This is a genomic window from Novosphingobium sp. PASSN1 (genome assembly GCF_002278815.1).
Genome location: NZ_NKIS01000002.1, coordinates 82,365 through 98,016, shown reverse-complemented (window position 1 = coordinate 98,016; position 15,652 = coordinate 82,365). Strand labels below are relative to the sequence as shown.

At 65.9% G+C, this 15,652-nt stretch carries 15 protein-coding genes; 6 read left to right on the top strand and 9 right to left on the bottom strand.

The window, feature by feature from the left end:
• Window positions 1-89: 89 nt before the first annotated feature.
• From CFE35_RS03375 to CFE35_RS03345, 7 genes are all read right to left on the bottom strand, one after another.
• On the bottom strand, window positions 90-710 hold the full coding sequence (locus tag CFE35_RS03375) for a MarC family protein (RefSeq protein ID WP_292927964.1): 621 nt from the start codon (window positions 708-710) through the stop codon (window positions 90-92).
• Window positions 711-714: 4 nt separating this feature from the next.
• Window positions 715-1,473, bottom strand: a complete 759-nt coding sequence (locus CFE35_RS03370) for a hypothetical protein (RefSeq protein WP_292927962.1) — start codon at window positions 1,471-1,473, stop codon at window positions 715-717.
• A gap of 73 nt (window positions 1,474-1,546) precedes the next feature.
• Window positions 1,547-2,440 (bottom strand): bifunctional methylenetetrahydrofolate dehydrogenase/methenyltetrahydrofolate cyclohydrolase FolD, encoded by an 894-nt coding sequence (gene folD / locus CFE35_RS03365; RefSeq protein WP_292927960.1) that lies wholly within the window; start codon window positions 2,438-2,440, stop codon window positions 1,547-1,549.
• A 25-nt stretch (window positions 2,441-2,465) separates the two neighbouring features.
• Window positions 2,466-2,765 (bottom strand): YggT family protein, encoded by a 300-nt coding sequence (locus tag CFE35_RS03360; RefSeq protein WP_292927958.1) that lies wholly within the window; start codon window positions 2,763-2,765, stop codon window positions 2,466-2,468.
• 155 nt (window positions 2,766-2,920) lie between these two features.
• Window positions 2,921-3,400 (bottom strand): hypothetical protein, encoded by a 480-nt coding sequence (locus CFE35_RS03355; RefSeq protein WP_292927956.1) that lies wholly within the window; start codon window positions 3,398-3,400, stop codon window positions 2,921-2,923.
• Between the two features lie 50 nt (window positions 3,401-3,450).
• A complete protein-coding gene (argB, locus tag CFE35_RS03350) occupies window positions 3,451-4,389 on the bottom strand; it encodes an acetylglutamate kinase (RefSeq protein WP_292927954.1) in 939 nt (312 codons plus the stop codon).
• 41 nt (window positions 4,390-4,430) lie between these two features.
• Window positions 4,431-5,111, bottom strand: a complete 681-nt coding sequence (locus CFE35_RS03345; protein WP_292927952.1) for a queuosine precursor transporter — start codon at window positions 5,109-5,111, stop codon at window positions 4,431-4,433.
• An 89-nt stretch (window positions 5,112-5,200) separates the two neighbouring features.
• Between CFE35_RS03345 and CFE35_RS03340 the strand changes: the two genes are divergently transcribed.
• The gene (locus CFE35_RS03340) at window positions 5,201-6,454 is read left to right on the top strand and encodes a nucleoside transporter C-terminal domain-containing protein (protein WP_292927950.1); all 1,254 of its coding nucleotides are present in this window, start codon (window positions 5,201-5,203) and stop codon (window positions 6,452-6,454) included.
• 4 nt (window positions 6,455-6,458) lie between these two features.
• Window positions 6,459-6,869 carry a hypothetical protein gene (locus CFE35_RS03335; RefSeq protein ID WP_292927948.1) on the top strand — a complete coding sequence of 137 codons (411 nt, stop codon included), beginning with the start codon at window positions 6,459-6,461 and terminating at the stop codon, window positions 6,867-6,869.
• Here CFE35_RS03335 and CFE35_RS03330 read toward each other — a convergent pair.
• Together CFE35_RS03330 and mutS are read right to left on the bottom strand one after the other, a co-directional pair.
• Window positions 6,831-7,802: a hypothetical protein gene (locus tag CFE35_RS03330; RefSeq protein WP_292927946.1), complete on the bottom strand. Its 972-nt coding sequence runs from the start codon at window positions 7,800-7,802 to the stop codon at window positions 6,831-6,833. The genes CFE35_RS03335 and CFE35_RS03330 overlap by 39 nt on opposite strands.
• Window positions 7,799-10,369, bottom strand: coding sequence for a DNA mismatch repair protein MutS (mutS, locus tag CFE35_RS03325; protein WP_292928843.1), 2,571 nt, complete (start codon window positions 10,367-10,369; stop codon window positions 7,799-7,801). The genes CFE35_RS03330 and mutS overlap by 4 nt, the downstream gene beginning before the upstream one ends.
• A 246-nt stretch (window positions 10,370-10,615) precedes the next feature.
• Between mutS and CFE35_RS03320 the strand changes: the two genes are divergently transcribed.
• From CFE35_RS03320 to CFE35_RS03305, 4 genes are all read left to right on the top strand, one after another.
• The gene (locus tag CFE35_RS03320; protein WP_292927944.1) at window positions 10,616-12,229 is read left to right on the top strand and encodes a hypothetical protein; all 1,614 of its coding nucleotides are present in this window, start codon (window positions 10,616-10,618) and stop codon (window positions 12,227-12,229) included.
• An 80-nt stretch (window positions 12,230-12,309) separates the two neighbouring features.
• Window positions 12,310-14,571 carry an NADP-dependent malic enzyme gene (locus tag CFE35_RS03315; protein ID WP_292927942.1) on the top strand — a complete coding sequence of 754 codons (2,262 nt, stop codon included), beginning with the start codon at window positions 12,310-12,312 and terminating at the stop codon, window positions 14,569-14,571.
• A 52-nt stretch (window positions 14,572-14,623) separates the two neighbouring features.
• Complete coding sequence (locus CFE35_RS03310) at window positions 14,624-14,983, top strand: type II toxin-antitoxin system RelE/ParE family toxin (RefSeq protein ID WP_292927940.1); 360 nt, start codon at window positions 14,624-14,626, stop codon at window positions 14,981-14,983.
• Window positions 14,976-15,272 (top strand): Fis family transcriptional regulator, encoded by a 297-nt coding sequence (locus CFE35_RS03305; protein ID WP_292927938.1) that lies wholly within the window; start codon window positions 14,976-14,978, stop codon window positions 15,270-15,272. The genes CFE35_RS03310 and CFE35_RS03305 overlap by 8 nt, the downstream gene beginning before the upstream one ends.
• The last annotated feature ends 380 nt before the right edge of the window (window positions 15,273-15,652 follow it).

Genomic DNA, 15,652 nt, shown 5'->3' with positions numbered 1-15,652 from the left:
CTCCCCCGCCCGGCCACCCACGAGAGTACCCTGAATGGCCGGGCGGGGGAGCGGGCCGCTGCCGCCTCCCGCGTGAGCGGGAAAAAGACTCAGAACTGCGCCTTCAGCCCATCGATCACGAATTGCGCGGCAAGCGCCGCCAGCAGCACGCCGAGCAGGCGGGTGATCACCGCCTCCACTTGCGAGCCAAGCGCCCGGATGATCGGCCTTGCGGCGACCAGTGCGATGAAGCTGAGCAGCATGACCGTTGCCAGTGCGCCAAGGATCACCAGCGTTTCCGGCAGGCCATGCGCCCGCGCGGTGAGCAGCATGACCGATGCGATCGAGCCCGGCCCTGCCAGCATCGGCATCGCCATCGGGAACACCGAAACGTCTTCCACATGCGGCTGTGCCGTGCGCACCTTCTCGGCCCGTTCTTCGCGCCGCTCGGTGCGCTTCTCGAACACCATGTCGAGCGCGATCATGAACAGCATGATGCCGCCCGCGATGCGGAAGCTGTCGAGCTCGATGTGGAGCGCACCCAGCAGGTCCTCGCCGAACAGTGCGAACACCACCAGAATGCCGCTGGCGATCAGGCAGGCGCGCACCGCCATGATGAAAGCCTGGCGCGGCGTCGCGTTGGCGGTGAGCCCGGCGTAGATCGGCGCGCAGCCGGGCGGATCGATCACCACGAACAGCGTGGTGAAGGCGGAAAGAAACAGCGCCCACATCGGATCAGCCCTCGTTCTTCGCGATTTCGGTGCGCTTCAGCACTTCGTTCATCTTGCCGTCCTGCCACAACCATACGGTCCATTCACGCGTGCCGCCGGGCAGCACGGTGGAGCGCCATGCGAGCGTGCCGTCGATCGAGCGGCCATCCTTGCTGTCTGCTCCGGGCACTGCGACCAACACCGGGATCGGGCCTGCCAGCGGGCGCGGGGGAGGCGGCGCGTCCTTGTCGGGCTTGCGCTGGCCTTTGGGCGGAGGCGGCGGATCATCCGCCAGCGGATTGCGGTGCGGGCGGGGCGGGCAATCGGCCACTTTCCCGGTGATGAAATCGGCGCCCGCCAGCGGCGCAGCCAGATCGCCGCCCTGATCGAGTACCCACTTGTAATCGCCCTTCTTCTGCCGCTGCCAAACAGTGGAGAACCAGCCCGTGCCGTTGCCCTGAAATGCGCCAAAAGTAACGCCCGCGCTGCCATCGCAGCTGATCCACACGGTGCTGGGCTGCCATTGCACGGCCTGCGGCAGATTGGCCCGGCCCTTGAGCCACACCTTGGCGAGCACCCGCTGCGGCACGAACATTTCGGCTTCGTCGGTCGCGGTGGCGGCAAAGGCGGTCCACTGCCCTTTCTCGCGCGCTGCCCGCGCAAAGCCGCTTTCCGCCGCGATCAGCGCGCTGGGATTGCCGATGGGCGTCACCGCGGGCCGGCTCTCCTGCGCAGCCGCAGGCAGGGCAAGGGCAAGCAAGGCGAAAGGGATCAGCCGCTTCATGCCATCCTGCCTAGAGCAGGCAGGCGGCAATAGAAAGGCAGGCTTGCGGACCGCCAGTCATGCGGGCCGGGCCTCAGATCGCGTCCGCTGCCAGCTCCAGCCCGGCACCCCGATAGGCGGCCACCAGCGCATTGCGCAGCAGCACCGCGATGGTCATCGGGCCGACGCCGCCGGGCACCGGGGTGACCGCGCCCGCGATTTCCATCACGCCCGCATAGTCCACATCGCCGACCAGCCGCGTCTTGCCTTCCTCTGCCGCCGGAACGCGGTTGATGCCCACGTCGATCACGGTTGCGCCGGGCTTGATCCAGTCTGCCTTGACCATTTCCGGACGGCCCACGGCGGCCACCACGATATCGGCGCGGCGGACGACGGCGGGAAGATCCTTCGTGCGGCTGTGCGCGACGGTGACAGTGCAGCTTTCGGCCAGCAGCAGCTGCGCCATCGGCTTGCCGACGATGTTGGAGCGGCCAATGACAACTGCATCGAGCCCCGAGAGCGAGCCCAGCCGGTCCTTCAGCAGCATGATGCAGCCCAGCGGGGTGCAGGGCACGAAGCCCGGCAGGCCCACGGTAAGACGGCCCACGTTGGTCACGTGGAAGCCATCGGCATCCTTGTCCGGATTGATCGCGGCGATCACCTTCTGCTCGTCCATGTGCGCAGGCAGCGGCAGCTGGACGAGAATGCCATCGACGGCCGGATCGACATTCAGCTGACCGATCAGCGCGAGGAGATCGGCTTCCGGCGTCTCAGCGGGCAGCTTGTGCTCGAAGCTGGCCATGCCCGCTTCCACCGTCTGCTTGCCCTTGGAGCGCACGTAGACCTGGCTGGCGGGGTCTTCGCCGACCAGCACGACGGCAAGGCCCGCCTTGCGGCCTGCCTTTGCCTCGAACGCGGCAGCAAGCTCTCCCACCTTCACGCGCAAGTTCGCGGCAAAGGCCTTCCCATCGATGATCGCGGCAGTCATGCGCTTTTCCCGTTTCGTGTTTGGATCAGACCGACGTGGCCGCTAGCGCGAGGTAGTAGAGGAGCTGAACCAGCAGGCGCAGGCCGAAGATCAGGATCATCGGCGAGAAATCGACGCCCCCGGTGTTCGGCATGACCCGGCGGATCGGATTCAGCAGCGGATCGAGAATGGCGTTCAGCGCGGTCCACACGGCGGAGACCGCCTTGTTGTGGGTGTTCACCACGTTGAAGGCGATCAGCAGGCTCAGCACGAACTGCACGATCACCACCATCACGACGATATCGATCAGCTGCGAAATGGCCGAGACCAGCGTGAACAACAGCATTGCGCATTCCCTATGTCAGCGAGGAGAGCACGCTCCTAGCCGACCCTCTCCCAAGGCCACAAGGGCCCCCTCGCCGAACGACCTACGGCGACGGACAAACTTGTATGTGTTGCATACAAAAATGTCCAGAGCTGCAGCACGAGATTTGGGCGATTTCAGGGGGCCAGCGTGGTGCTCTCGATATGCCAGCGCAATTGCTCCGGAGTGGCGCCATCGACGTCGTTGGCCCGGCGCAGCACGATCTCGCCGGTGATCACCCGCGCGCCATCTGTGATCGTGATCGGCGCGGTATAGTAGAGCGAACCCGCCGCACCTTCGCTCGTGCCCTTGGCCAGCGTCACTTTCGGATAGTGCAGCCCGGCCCAACGCGCCGCAAAGTCCTCTTCTGTCAGGCCGCTGCGCGCGCCCTGATCGCCCCAGAAAGCGCGGGCTGTCACCCAGTCCCGCGCTTCAAACGCATCGCCCCACGCGCGCAGGACCACATCGGGATCGCGCGAACTGGGCGGCCGGGCGGGTGATGGCTGCGGGGGGCTGGCAAACTTCGCGCCCGTTGGCTCGGGCGGAGGTGTCGGGGCGGCTGCGTTGCAGGCGCAAAGCGCCAATAGCGTGACCGTGCAAAGAGCGTGTCGGATCATGTGATCCAAACGCCGCGCCATCAAGCCGGTTCCCCGCACCCGGCCAAAGTTCAGGCGCGGATGAGCGTGCCCGCGCCGCGTGCGGTGAAGATCTCGATCAGCATGGCATGCGGTACGCGGCCATCGAGCACGACCGCGGCCTCGCACCCGGCCTCAACCGCGTGGACGCACGTTTCGAGCTTGGGGATCATGCCGCCGCTGATCGTGCCATCCTCGGCCAGGCGGGTGATGTCCGCAGGCGTCAGATCGGTCAGCAGGCGGCGCTCCTTGTCAAGCACGCCGGGAACGTCGGTGAGGAGGAACAGCCGCGCCGCGCCGAGCGCTGCGGCAATCGCGCCCGCCATCGTATCGGCGTTGATGTTGTAGGTCTCGCCGTCTTCGCCCACGCCGATGGGGGCGATCACCGGGATCATGTTGGCGGCGGTAATCGTGTCGATCACCGTGGTATCGATTCGCGCCGGTTCGCCCACGAAGCCCAGATCGACGACAATCGCCTCGCCGCTTTCCGCATCGTTGATCGCCTTGGGGGCCTTCTTGGCTTCGACCTTGCGGGCGATGACCATGCCGCCATCCTTGCCGGAAATGCCGATGGCCTTGCCGCCCGCGCGGGCGATCCAGCTGACGAGTTCCTTGTTGATCGCGCCGGCCAGCACCATTTCGGCCACTTCGGCGGTCTGCTTGTCGGTCACGCGCAGGCCGTCAACGAAGCGCGATTCGATGCCGAGCGCCTTGAGCATCCGGCCGATCTGCGGCCCGCCGCCGTGAACGACGACCGGATTGATGCCGACCGCTTTCAGCAGCACGATGTCCTCGGCGAAATCCTGCGCCAGTTCAGGATCACCCATCGCGTGGCCGCCATATTTCACCACGAAGGTCTTGCCCGCGTATCGCTGCAGGTAAGGCAGCGCCTCGGTGAGGGTTTCGGCCTTGGCGAGCATCGCCTTGTGATGGGCGGCGTCGTCGGCTGCGGGATCGTGCGTGGTTGCCATGATGCGCTGCGCTTTGGACCAAGCAGCCCCAAGGTGCAATATCAGCGCGTGCTGTCGAGCTTGCGGCCCAATTGCACGAAGGCCCAGATCAGCGGGGGCACCATGATCGTGGAGAGCACCAGCTTTGCCGCGATCTGCCCCGCCATGATCTCGCCGATGGGCAGCGGTACGCCCGCTGCGTCCTTCACCCCGGCGAACGAGATGGTGATGAAGATCAGCGTATCGACCATCTGGCTGAGCAGGCTGGCAATCCACGCGCGCAGCATCAGCAGTTTGCCCCGCCCGCCAGCGAGCTTCGAAAAGACGTAGACGTTGAGCGTCTGCGAGGTGCCGTAGGAAATGAGGCCCGCAAACTGCATCCGCGCACCCTGGCCCAGCAGGCGGGCATAAGGTTCCTGATCGCTCCAGAACGGTGCGGGAGGCACCACGTTGATCACGAAAGTGAGCAGCAGCATCGAGGCGATGAGCGGCACGAAACCGAAGCGCACCAGCCGGTTGGCGGCGTCCTTGCCATAAAGTTCGGCCACGGCGCTGGCCATCACCACCAGCAGCAGGAACGCGAAGATGCCGCTTTCCACCGCCAGATCGCCCAGCAGCGGCCAGTGCCCCAGCGCCGCGATCTTGGTTCCCAGCACACCTGCCAGCACCACCAGCCCGCCATAAAGGAGGGCAAAGGCGAAGAGACCGGTGGGAATGGCGGGGGCTTGGTCCTGATCCTGCATGGCCAAGAGCTAGCGGGATTTTGACCCTGCGCCAAATCCCGCTTAAGCCGTGGTGCACAGGGGTACTGGAGGGGAGCGGCCAGCTGGCGATGCGCGTATTGATGAGCCTCGCCGGCATGGCGCTGATTCTGCTGGCGGCCCTGCTGCTTTCGTCCAACCGCCGCGCGATTCGGCTGCGCGTCGTGGCTCCGGCCTTTGCGCTGCAGGTTGGCTTTGCCGCGCTGGTGCTGTGGTTTCCGCCGGGCAATGCCGCGCTGCAAGGCGCTGCGGCGGGGGTCGAAGGGCTGCTTGGCTATGCCAAGGCGGGTGTTGCCTTCCTGTTCGGTCCGCTGGCCGATCCGGCCATTGGCGGGCGCAGCTTTGCCATCGCCGCGCTGCCGACCATCGTGTTCTTCGCGGCGCTGATCTCGATCCTCTACTACCTCGGGATCATGCAACTGGTGATCCGCTGGATCGGCGGGGGGCTGGAAAAGGTCACCGGCATCAGCCGGGTCGAGGCGCTGTGCGCGGCTTCCAACATCTTCGTCGGCCAGAGCGAATCGCCCTTGGTGATCCGGCCCTATCTCGCCGCGCTCAGCCCTTCGCAGATGTTCACGGTGATGAGCGTGGGCATGGCGGGTGTCGCGGGCACGATCCTCGCCGCTTATGCCGCGATGGGCATCCGCGTGGACTATCTCGTCGCCGCCGCGTTCATGTCCGCGCCGGGCGGCGTGCTGATGGCCAAGCTGATCATGCCCGATGTGCCGCCGCCCGAGCACGCGCATGACGATACGCCGCTGCACAATCCACATATCGCAGTAGTATCCACGCCGGACGAGGAACGCCCCGCCAACCTCATCATGGCCGCCAGCCAGGGCGCGCAGACCGGTGTGAAGCTGGCAGTGGCGGTGGGCGCGATGGTGCTCGCGTTCGTGGCGCTTGTCGCGATGGCCAATGGCATTCTTGGCAGCATCGGCGCATGGATCGGACAGCCCGGCCTGTCGTTCCAGCAGATCCTCGGCGCAATCTTCGCCCCCGTATTCCTCCTCCTCGGCGCGCCCAACTGGGCCGAAGCGGCGCAGGCGGGCGGCCTGTTCGGCACCAAGATCGTGCTCAACGAATTCGTCGCCTTCATCGATCTGGGCGCAGCGAAAGACCTTTCCGCGCACACGGTGGCCATTGTCACCTTTGCGCTGTGCGGCTTTGCCAACTTCAGCTCGATCGCGATCCAGATGGCGGTTTCGGGCAGCCTTGCGCCGAACCAGCGCCCGGTGATCGCGAAGCTGGGGATGAAGGCGCTGGCGGCAGGCGCGCTCAGCAATTTGATGAGCGCGGCGCTCGCAGGGCTGTTTCTCGGCGTATGATGGCATGACCGGCAGCGCCGCAATCAGGTCGGGCGTTGCCTTTGGCGTGTTCGGTTTCGGGTTCGGCTTTATGTTTGGCGTGGTGCGGACATTGCTGGTCGCCCCGAGGATCGGCGCGTTCGCGGCGGTTGCCGTCGAAGTATCGCTCATGCTGGCGGCCTGCACACCGCTGGCGCGCTGGTGCCTTCGCCGCTGGGCCATTGCTGCGCCGAAGACGGCTTCCGCAATGGGCTTGGTTGCATTCGCAACGGGCATGGCTTGCGAAGTGGTATTCGGCCTGTCTCTCGGACAAACGCCGCAAATGATGCTGGAAGCGATAGCCAGGCCCGCAGGCATGCTCGGCCTCGCCGGTCAGATCGGCTTCGCGCTGCTGCCGCTAGGCTTGCTTGCGGCGCAGCGCCTGCCGCGCGAGTAGCGGCAGCCCCAGCAGCACGAACGGCGCGGCCATGAAGCCCCAATAGCCGTTGTCGGGCCTACCGAACACGGTGAGCGCGGCAAGGAACCCTGCGCTGCCGATGGCGGCGGTGCGCTCCATTTCGCGGCCCCAGCGCAGCATCGCCGCGAGCGAAGCAGCGACCAGCGCCAGCACCAGCGGGCCGGGCAGGCCGGTGAGCACCAGATTGCGGCGTAGCGCGTCGATCACAAGTGGGAGGCCGCCGAAGCGCACCCAGCCGGGGGAGGTGAGGTCTCCGGGCTGGATCTGTGCTGTCACAAATTGCGCGTGGATCAACCATAGCCCGCCTGCCACCACGATGGCGCTAACTGCCAGCCCCGCGCGCTTCCAGTCCCGCTGCCACAGCCCATACACCGCAATGGCCGCCAGCCACGCCAGCGCCGTCTCGCGCACCAGTACCGCCAGCAGCGCAAGGCCCACCATCAGCCACGCCCGCCGATGCGCGGCGAGCGAGAGCATGATCAGCAGCACGCTCCATTGCTCGTGCAGATAGACATTGTCCGGAAAGAACGCGCCGAACAGCCCCGCGACGGCCAGCACTACCATGCCGAGCGCCTCGGCAGTCGGTCGGTCCGCAAGGCTCTGCCGCAGCGCAATCAGCGCGCCGAACAGCAGCGCGATCAGGGCGGCGGTGCGTGTGGCCGTGCTTGGCAGCAGCGCCAGCAGCCACGTCATCGTCGGCGGGCGGACGGCGAGCGCAGGCTGCACCGGGTATTGCCGTGCGCGCTGCGCCGCCATCGTCGCCGGGTAGAAAGTCTCGCCCTCGCGCACCCGTTCCACCACGGTGCGATAGAGTTCCTGATCGAGCTGGACCGGCTGTTCAGGGGCCTTGGCGGCCAGCGGAACCGCCAGGCACGCCAGCAAGGCCAGCAGCAAGGCGCGCCGCACGCTCACAATTCGCGCTTCAGATCATACAGCAGATCGAGCGCGGCCTTGGGGCTCAGCGAATCGATGTCGATGGCCCCCAGCTTCTCGCGCAGCGCATCGACCTTTTCCTCGGCGGCTTCGATCGCAGCGGCGAACAGCGGCAGATCATCCAGCCCCGCCGCCAGCCCGCCGGTCGCGGCGCGGCCCTTTTCCAGCCGGTCGAGCACCGACTTCGCGCGCTTCACCACTGGCGCGGGCACTCCGGCGAGGCGCGCCACGGCAAGGCCGTAGCTCTTGTCTGCAGGCCCTTCGGCCAGCTCGTGCAGCAGCACCAGATCGCCCTTCCATTCCCGCGCGCGGACATGGTGGAGCGAAAGCGCGTCGCAGCTTTCCGCCAGCCGCGCGAGTTCGTGGTAATGCGTCGCGAACAGGCAGCGCGAACGGTTTACTTCATGCACCGCTTCGGCCACGGCCCACGCCAGCGCAAGGCCATCATAAGTGGAGGTGCCGCGCCCCACTTCATCGAGGATCACGAAGCTGCGTTCGCCTGCTTGCGCGAGGATCGCCGCCGTCTCGACCATCTCGACCATGAAGGTCGAGCGCCCGCGCGCCAGATTGTCCGCCGCGCCGACCCGGCTGAACAGGCGGTCGACAATGCCGATTTCGGCAGCCACGGCAGGCACGAACCCACCCGCCTGCGCGAGGATCACGATCAGCGCATTTTGGCGCAGGAAGGTGGACTTGCCGCCCATGTTCGGCCCGCCGATCAGCCAGAGCCGATCATGCGGCGAAAGCGCGCAGTCATTGGCGACAAAGCGCTCCCCGCGCCCCGCCAGTGCGGCTTCGACCACCGGATGCCGTCCGCCGCGAATGTTGAGCGCGGTATCGTCCGAAAGCTGCGGCAGGCACCAGCCGCCTTCCGCAGCGCGTTCTGCCTGCCCGGCAGCCACATCGATCCGCGCCAGCGCCGCCGCCGTCCGCGCGATGGCTTCGCGTGCGGCCACGGCGCGGGCGGTCAGGTCCTCGAAATGCGCTTCTTCCGCCGCCAGCGCATGGCCGCCCGCTTCGGCGATTCGGCTCGCTTCCTCGTGCAGCGCCAGCGCATTGAAGCGCACCGCGCCCGCCATCGTCTGGCGGTGGGTGAAGCCGCTGTCCGGCTGCATCAGCCGGTCGGCATGGCGCGCGGGCACTTCGATGAAATAGCCCAGCACGCCGTTGTGGCGGATCTTGAGCGCGGGCGTCCCCGTCTCCTCGCGGTAGCGCGCCTCCAGCGCCGCAATCGCGCGGCGCGAATTGCCCGCTGCATCGCGCAAGGCATCGAGCGCCGCGTCATAGCCCGCCGCGATAAACCCGCCGCTGGCGCGTTCGGTCGGCGGTGCGGGCACGAGCGCGCGGGCAAACTGATCGATCAGCGCGCCATGTCCGCCCAGTGCGGGAACGAGCGCATCGGCCAGTGCGGGACGGTCGCTGCGCGCGGCCAGCACGGCCTGCACCCGCTGCGCCTCACCCAGCCCGTCGCGCAATTGCCCCAGATCACGCGGGGAGCCGCGCCCCGCCACCACGCGGCCCAGCGCGCGGCCCAGATCGGGCGCGGCGCGCAGCACGGCGCGAAGGTCGCCGCGCAGCAGCGGATCATCATGCAGCCAGCTGACGAGCTCCAGCCGCGCCCGGATCGCGGCAAGGTCGGTCAGCGGCGCGGCAAGGTCTTCGGCCAGCAGCCGCGCGCCCGCGCTGGTCACGCAGCGGTCGATCGCCTCGATCAGGCTGCCCTTGCGCCCGCCCCCGCTGGCGCTGAGGATCTCAAGGCTGGCCCGCGTCGCCTCGTCCATCGCCATGAAGGCGTTCGCTTCGCGCACCACCGGCGGCAGCAGCAACGGCAGGGTGCCGCGCCCGACATGTTCCAGATAGTCGATCAGCCCGGCCGCCGCCGCCAGCATCGCGCGGCTGAACGTGCCGAACCCGTCCAGCGTTGCCACGCCGTGCAGCGCCATCAGCCGGTCTGTGCCGCGCTGCGAATCGAAGGCGCGCGCGGGGCGCGGGCCCGCTTCGGGGAGATCGAGCCCGCATTCCTCCGCCATCACCAGTTCGGTCGCGCCCAGCCGGGCCAGTGCAGCGGCAATGGCTTCGGGCGCGCATTCCTCCAGCTCCATCCGCCCGGTGGAGATGTCGCAGGCGGCAAGGCCCGCGGTCCCGCGCACCACGCACACCGCCGCGAGCACATTGGCGCGGCGCGGTTCGAGCAGCGCGTCTTCGGTCAGCGTCCCCGCGGTCACGAAGCGGACGATATCGCGCGCCACCAGCGCCTTCGAACCGCCGCGTTTGCGCGCTTCTTCGGGCGTTTCGGTCTGTTCGGCGATGGCCACGCGGCACCCGGCGCGAATCAGGCGCGCGAGATAGCCTTCCGCCGAATGGACCGGCACGCCGCACATCGGGATCGGCACGCCGCCGTGTTCGCCCCGGCTGGTCAGCGCGATATCGAGCACGCTGGCGGCGATCTTCGCGTCCTCGAAGAACAGTTCGAAGAAATCGCCCATGCGGTAGAACAGCAGGCAGCCGTCTGCTTGGGCTTTCAGCGCCAGATATTGCGCCATCATCGGAGTTGGGGCATGGGGGCTCACGCGCTGGTGGCTAGACCAGCTGCAGCGGTTTCTCAAACAATCGGCACCGGATATGAACATCTCCGGGCATGGGCAGGCGGAATGCTTCAAAGGATCTTGGGGAGCGGGTGCTTCCGGGGGTCTGTCAGGATGATGTGCCGGGACATCTCGGCCAGACTGGTAGGGCGGTGAGGCCGATACGAGAGTGAACTGAGGTCAATGCAGGTTCGCGACAAGACATTGATGATCAGCCTGAGGGGGCTTTGGGAACGGGCGGCGGCGCTGCCCTGGCTTAGTGTGCCCGGTATCATCATTGCCGTCCTGCTGGTGTGCCTGCCCTTCGCGCTGGTCGAAGTGCCGCCGCTGATCGATGTGCCGGGCCACATGGGTGCCGCCGCGATCGAGGCGGCGCGGCCGGGCAATCCGCTGCTCAAGTATTTCTCGTGGAAGTGGGTGTTCACGCTCAACATCGGCGGCGATGTGCTGGCAAAGCTGATCGGCGCGCAGTTCGGCATCCTCGCTGCGGGCTGGTGGAGCACGGTGCTCGCCACCGGACTGTTTGCGGGCGGCTGCCTCGCCACGATCCGCGTGCTCAATCCCAAGGGCGGGCATGGCGCGCCGTGGGCGCTGATGTTTGTGTTCAGCTTTCCGCTGCTGACCGGCTTCCTCAACTATATCCTCGCCACTGGCCTCTCGCTGATGGCTTTCGCGGTCGCCGTCTGGCTGGAAGACAAACCCAAACAACGCGCGGCCCTGCTGATCGTCGCGCAGCCTGTGGCGATGCTGTGCCATGCCATCGGCGGCCTGCTGCTGGGCCTGCTGGTCGGCGCCAATGCCTTGGGCCGCGAGCTTGATCGGCTGCCTGCGGGCTGGTGGCGTCCGGCGCAGTGGCAGCGCCTGCGGGATGAACAGGACTGGCGCGCGATGGCAAAGCGGCTGTTCGTGCTGTGCTGGCCGCTGATCGCCACCGTCGTCACGATCGTGCTGTGGAAGTATTTCTCGCCCGATCCAGCGCACAGCATGAACCGCTGGCGGTGGGATCAGAAGGCCTGGTATTTCGTGCTGACGCTGCGCGATCAGTCGCAGCTGCTCGATGGCACCACTACCATTGCCTGTTTTGCGCTGATCCTGCTGGGCTGGCTGCTGGGCGCGCGGTGGAACTGGCAGCTGGGCCTGCCGGGGCTGCTGGTATTCCTGCTGTTCATCGCGATCCCCAGCGATATCAACGGCAGCGCCTTCGTCGATGTGCGCCTGCTTCCCGTTGCCTGCATGCTGCTGCTCGGGCTTCAGGACTGGAGCGGCGCGGCCTTCGAACGGGCGCGGATGATTGCCTTTGCCGGCATGCTGCTGCTGGGCACGCGCCTTGTCGTCACTGCTGCCAGCTTCGCCGATTATGCCGACGATTATCGCAAGCAGCTCTCCGCGCTCCATCATGTCGAGCCGGGTAGCCGTGTGCTCGCGTTCGTTGAACATTCTTGCATCGAGGAATCGTGGCGCAACACCCGGCGCGATCACCTCGCCAGCCTCGCCAGCCTTTACCGGCAAGCGTGGGTAAACGACAACTGGGCCGTGCCGGGCCTCCACATGGTGATCCCGCGCTTCCGTCCGGGGCGCAATTTCACGGCCGATCCTTCGGAATTCGTGTGGTCGCGCGCGTGTCAGGGCGGGCGGATGCGCAGCGTTGATACCGCGCTGAAGTATGCGCCGATTGATCGGGTGGACTACGTATGGCTGATCGACACCGGCCTTCCGCGCCATCCGGATTCGCGGCTACAGCTGGTCTGGCAGGAAGGCCGCAGCCTGCTTTTCGCGGTGCGCCCCTTGGGTTTTCCGAACTGGCGTTCTAAGGATTTGTAATCAGTTGAGTGCTTGAGGCGCGCTCCCTGCATCGCGGGGTTTGCAGCGGGCCAACCAAGCGCGCGCCAGGGGGGATTGGGATGACCGACGAGAGCAATGTTCGCTTCACCGAACGGGAAGCGCTGTTCTATCACAACACGATCCGTCCCGGTAAGATCGAGATCATCGCTTCGAAGCCGATGGCGACGCAGCGCGATCTCAGCCTCGCCTATTCGCCGGGCGTCGCCGTGCCGGTGCGCGCCATCGCCGAAGATCCCGCCACGGCTTATGATTATACCGCCAAGGGCAACCTTGTTGCGGTGATCTCCAACGGCACGGCCATCCTCGGCCTCGGCAATCTTGGCGCGCTGGCTTCCAAGCCGGTGATGGAAGGCAAGGCGGTGCTGTTCAAGCGCTTTGCCGATGTCGATTCGATCGACATCGAACTCGCCACCGAAGATCCGCAGGCGATCATCGATGCGGTCACGCTGATGGAGCCGAGCTTTGGCGGCATCAACCTTGAGGATATCAAGGCGCCCGAATGCTTCATCATCGAACAAGCGCTGAAAGAGCGCCTCAAGATCCCGGTGATGCACGATGACCAGCACGGCACCGCGATCATTTCCGCCGCCGGCCTGCTCAATGCCTGCTTCCTCACCGGTCGCAATCTGGCCGACGTCAAGGTCGTGGTGAACGGCGCGGGCGCGGCGGCCATTGCCTGCACCGCGCTCATCAAGGCGATGGGCGTGCGCCACACCAACGTGACGATGTGCGACAGCAAGGGCGTGATCTACATCGGCCGCGCGGGCGTCGATCAGTTCAAGTCCGCCCACGCCATCGATACCCCGCACCGCACGCTCGAAGAAGCGATGCAGGGGGCCGATATCTTCCTCGGCCTTTCGGTGCAGGGCGCGGTCACGCCCGAAATGGTCAAGAAGATGGCTCCCCAGCCGATCATCTTCGCGATGGCCAACCCTGACCCCGAAATCACCCCGCCCGAAGCCAAGGCGGCGCGGCCCGATTGCATCGTCGCCACGGGCCGTTCGGACTATCCGAACCAGGTCAACAACGTGCTGGGTTTCCCCTTCATCTTCCGCGGCGCGCTCGATGTGCGGGCCACCGCCATCAACGAGGAAATGAAGATTGCCGCCGCCCGCGCCATCGCCGAACTGGCCCGCGAAGCGGTGCCCGAGGAAGTGGCCGCCGCTTACGGCCAGAACCATACCTTCGGGCTCGATTACATCATCCCTGCGCCGTTCGATCCGCGCCTGATGGAAGTCGTCTCCTCCGCCGTCGCCAAGGCGGCGATGGATTCGGGCGTCGCGCAAAAGCCGATCGAAGATTTCGACGCCTACCGCACCGAACTCAAGGCGCGCCTCAACCCCACGACTTCGGCGCTCACCAGCGTCTACCAGCAGGTCAAGGAGAACCCGAAGCGCGTCGTCTTTGCCGAAGCAGAGAACGAAGTCGTGCTGCGCGCGGCGATCCAGTACCGCGATTTCGGCTATGGCACCCCGGTGCTCGTCGGCCGCACGCAGGCGGTGCACAACCTGCTCACCGAACTCGGCGTGGGCGATCCGGACAGCTTCGAGATCCACAACTCCGCCGTTTCCCCGCTCGTGCCGGAAATGGTGAAGTACCTCTACGAACGGCTCCAGCGGCGCGGCTTCCTTGAGCGCGATGTGCGGCGCATGGTCAATCAGGACCGGAATGTGTTCGCCTCGCTGCTCGTCGCGCTGGGCCATGGTGATGCGATGATCTCGGGCATGACCCGCACGTTCGCGCAGACCATCAAGGAAGTGCGCCAGGTGCTCGATCCCAAGGCTGGCCACCTGCCGTTCGGCATCCACATGATGATCGCGAAGAACTACACCGTGTTCCTCGCCGATACGACCGTGAACGAGCGCCCGAACGCCGCCGAACTGGCCCACATCGCCACCGAAACCGCCGCCGTCGCCCGCCGCATGGGCCACGAACCGCGCGTGGCGTTCCTCTCGTACTCCACCTTCGGCAATCCCAGCGGCCGCTGGCTCGATGAAATCCGCAGTGCCGTCGCCATTCTCGACGAGCAGAAGCCGAACTTCGAATACGAAGGCGAAATGGCGCCCGATGCCGCGCTCAACCCCAAGGTGATGGCCAGCTACCCGTTCAGCCGCCTGTCTGGCCCGGCCAACGTGCTGATCATGCCCGGCCTGCAATCGGCCAACATCTCCGCCAAGCTGCTGCGCGAACTGGCGGGCAACGCGGTGATCGGCCCGATGCTGATCGGCATGGAAAAGCCCGTGCAGATCGCGGCAATGACCTCGATCGCGCCGGATATCCTGACGCTGGCGGTGCTGGCGGCAGCGGGGATTGCGGGGTAGGCGCGACGCGCAAGTCGATTGACAATGTACTTTATATGGTGCATTTAGAGTCATGGTCGATGGCGTAAATCCGTCGCGTATCGAACTCGTCTTCTATCAGACGGTCGCAGGCAATGTTCCGGTCCGCGATTGGCTCCTCGGTTTGCCGCCAGCCAATCGGCGGGACATCGGACAGGACTTGCAGCGTGTCCAGTTTCGTTGGCCGATTGGTATGCCGCTGGTCAGGCCTATGGGTAAGGGCTTGTTTGAGGTGCGGACATCGCTTGCCGATGGAACCATCGCCCGCGTGCTGTTCTGCTTCCACGGCGGTGAACTCTATGCGGTGCATGGGTTCATCAAGAAGTCGCAGAAGACGCCCGCGCCCGATCTGGCACTGGCCCGCAAGCGGCAGAAGGAGATTGAAGATGGCTGACAGCAAGCCTGAGAACCGGCATCGGGGTCCGAGTCTAGACAGCTTTCTGGAAGAAGAAGGCGTTCTGGCCGAGTTTCAGGCCAAAGCCATCAAGGAAGTCATCGCCTGGCAACTGGCTGACGCGATGCGCGAGCGCGGCCTTAGCAAATCGAAGCTGGCGAGCCTGATGCACACCAGCCGCACGCAGATCGACCGGGTGCTCGACCCGGCTGACGGCAATGTCACCATAGAAACGCTGCAACGTGCCGCAGCGGTGGTCGGGCGCCGAATCGAACTCGCGCTGGTTTGAAGGGGCGGCACAGCTCGGCCTGTCAACTGCATGAGGTTCGGCGGGAAATGGTGGGAAGCGGCCGTTGCGAACGACATAGCGTCATGGCAAGATGTGTCCGAAGGAAGGTCGGATGTCCGGAAAATTTCTAAAGCGCAACGCGATCATCGACACACTCAAGAGTGTCGAGAAGGTGAACAGTATACAGGCCCGCGAGGGCAAGGAACGATACCACGTAGACACCATTCCGTGTGGCTGCCCGGACGACAACTGTGGCGCATATCACATCGTAAGAACTGATCGACCATTGCCATCGCCAACAGAGGCGAATGCGACGCTTCTGGTGCGGCGTCGGGAAAAGCGCAGTCGCAGTCTCTGATTGCGATTTTTAGGGCATCCGA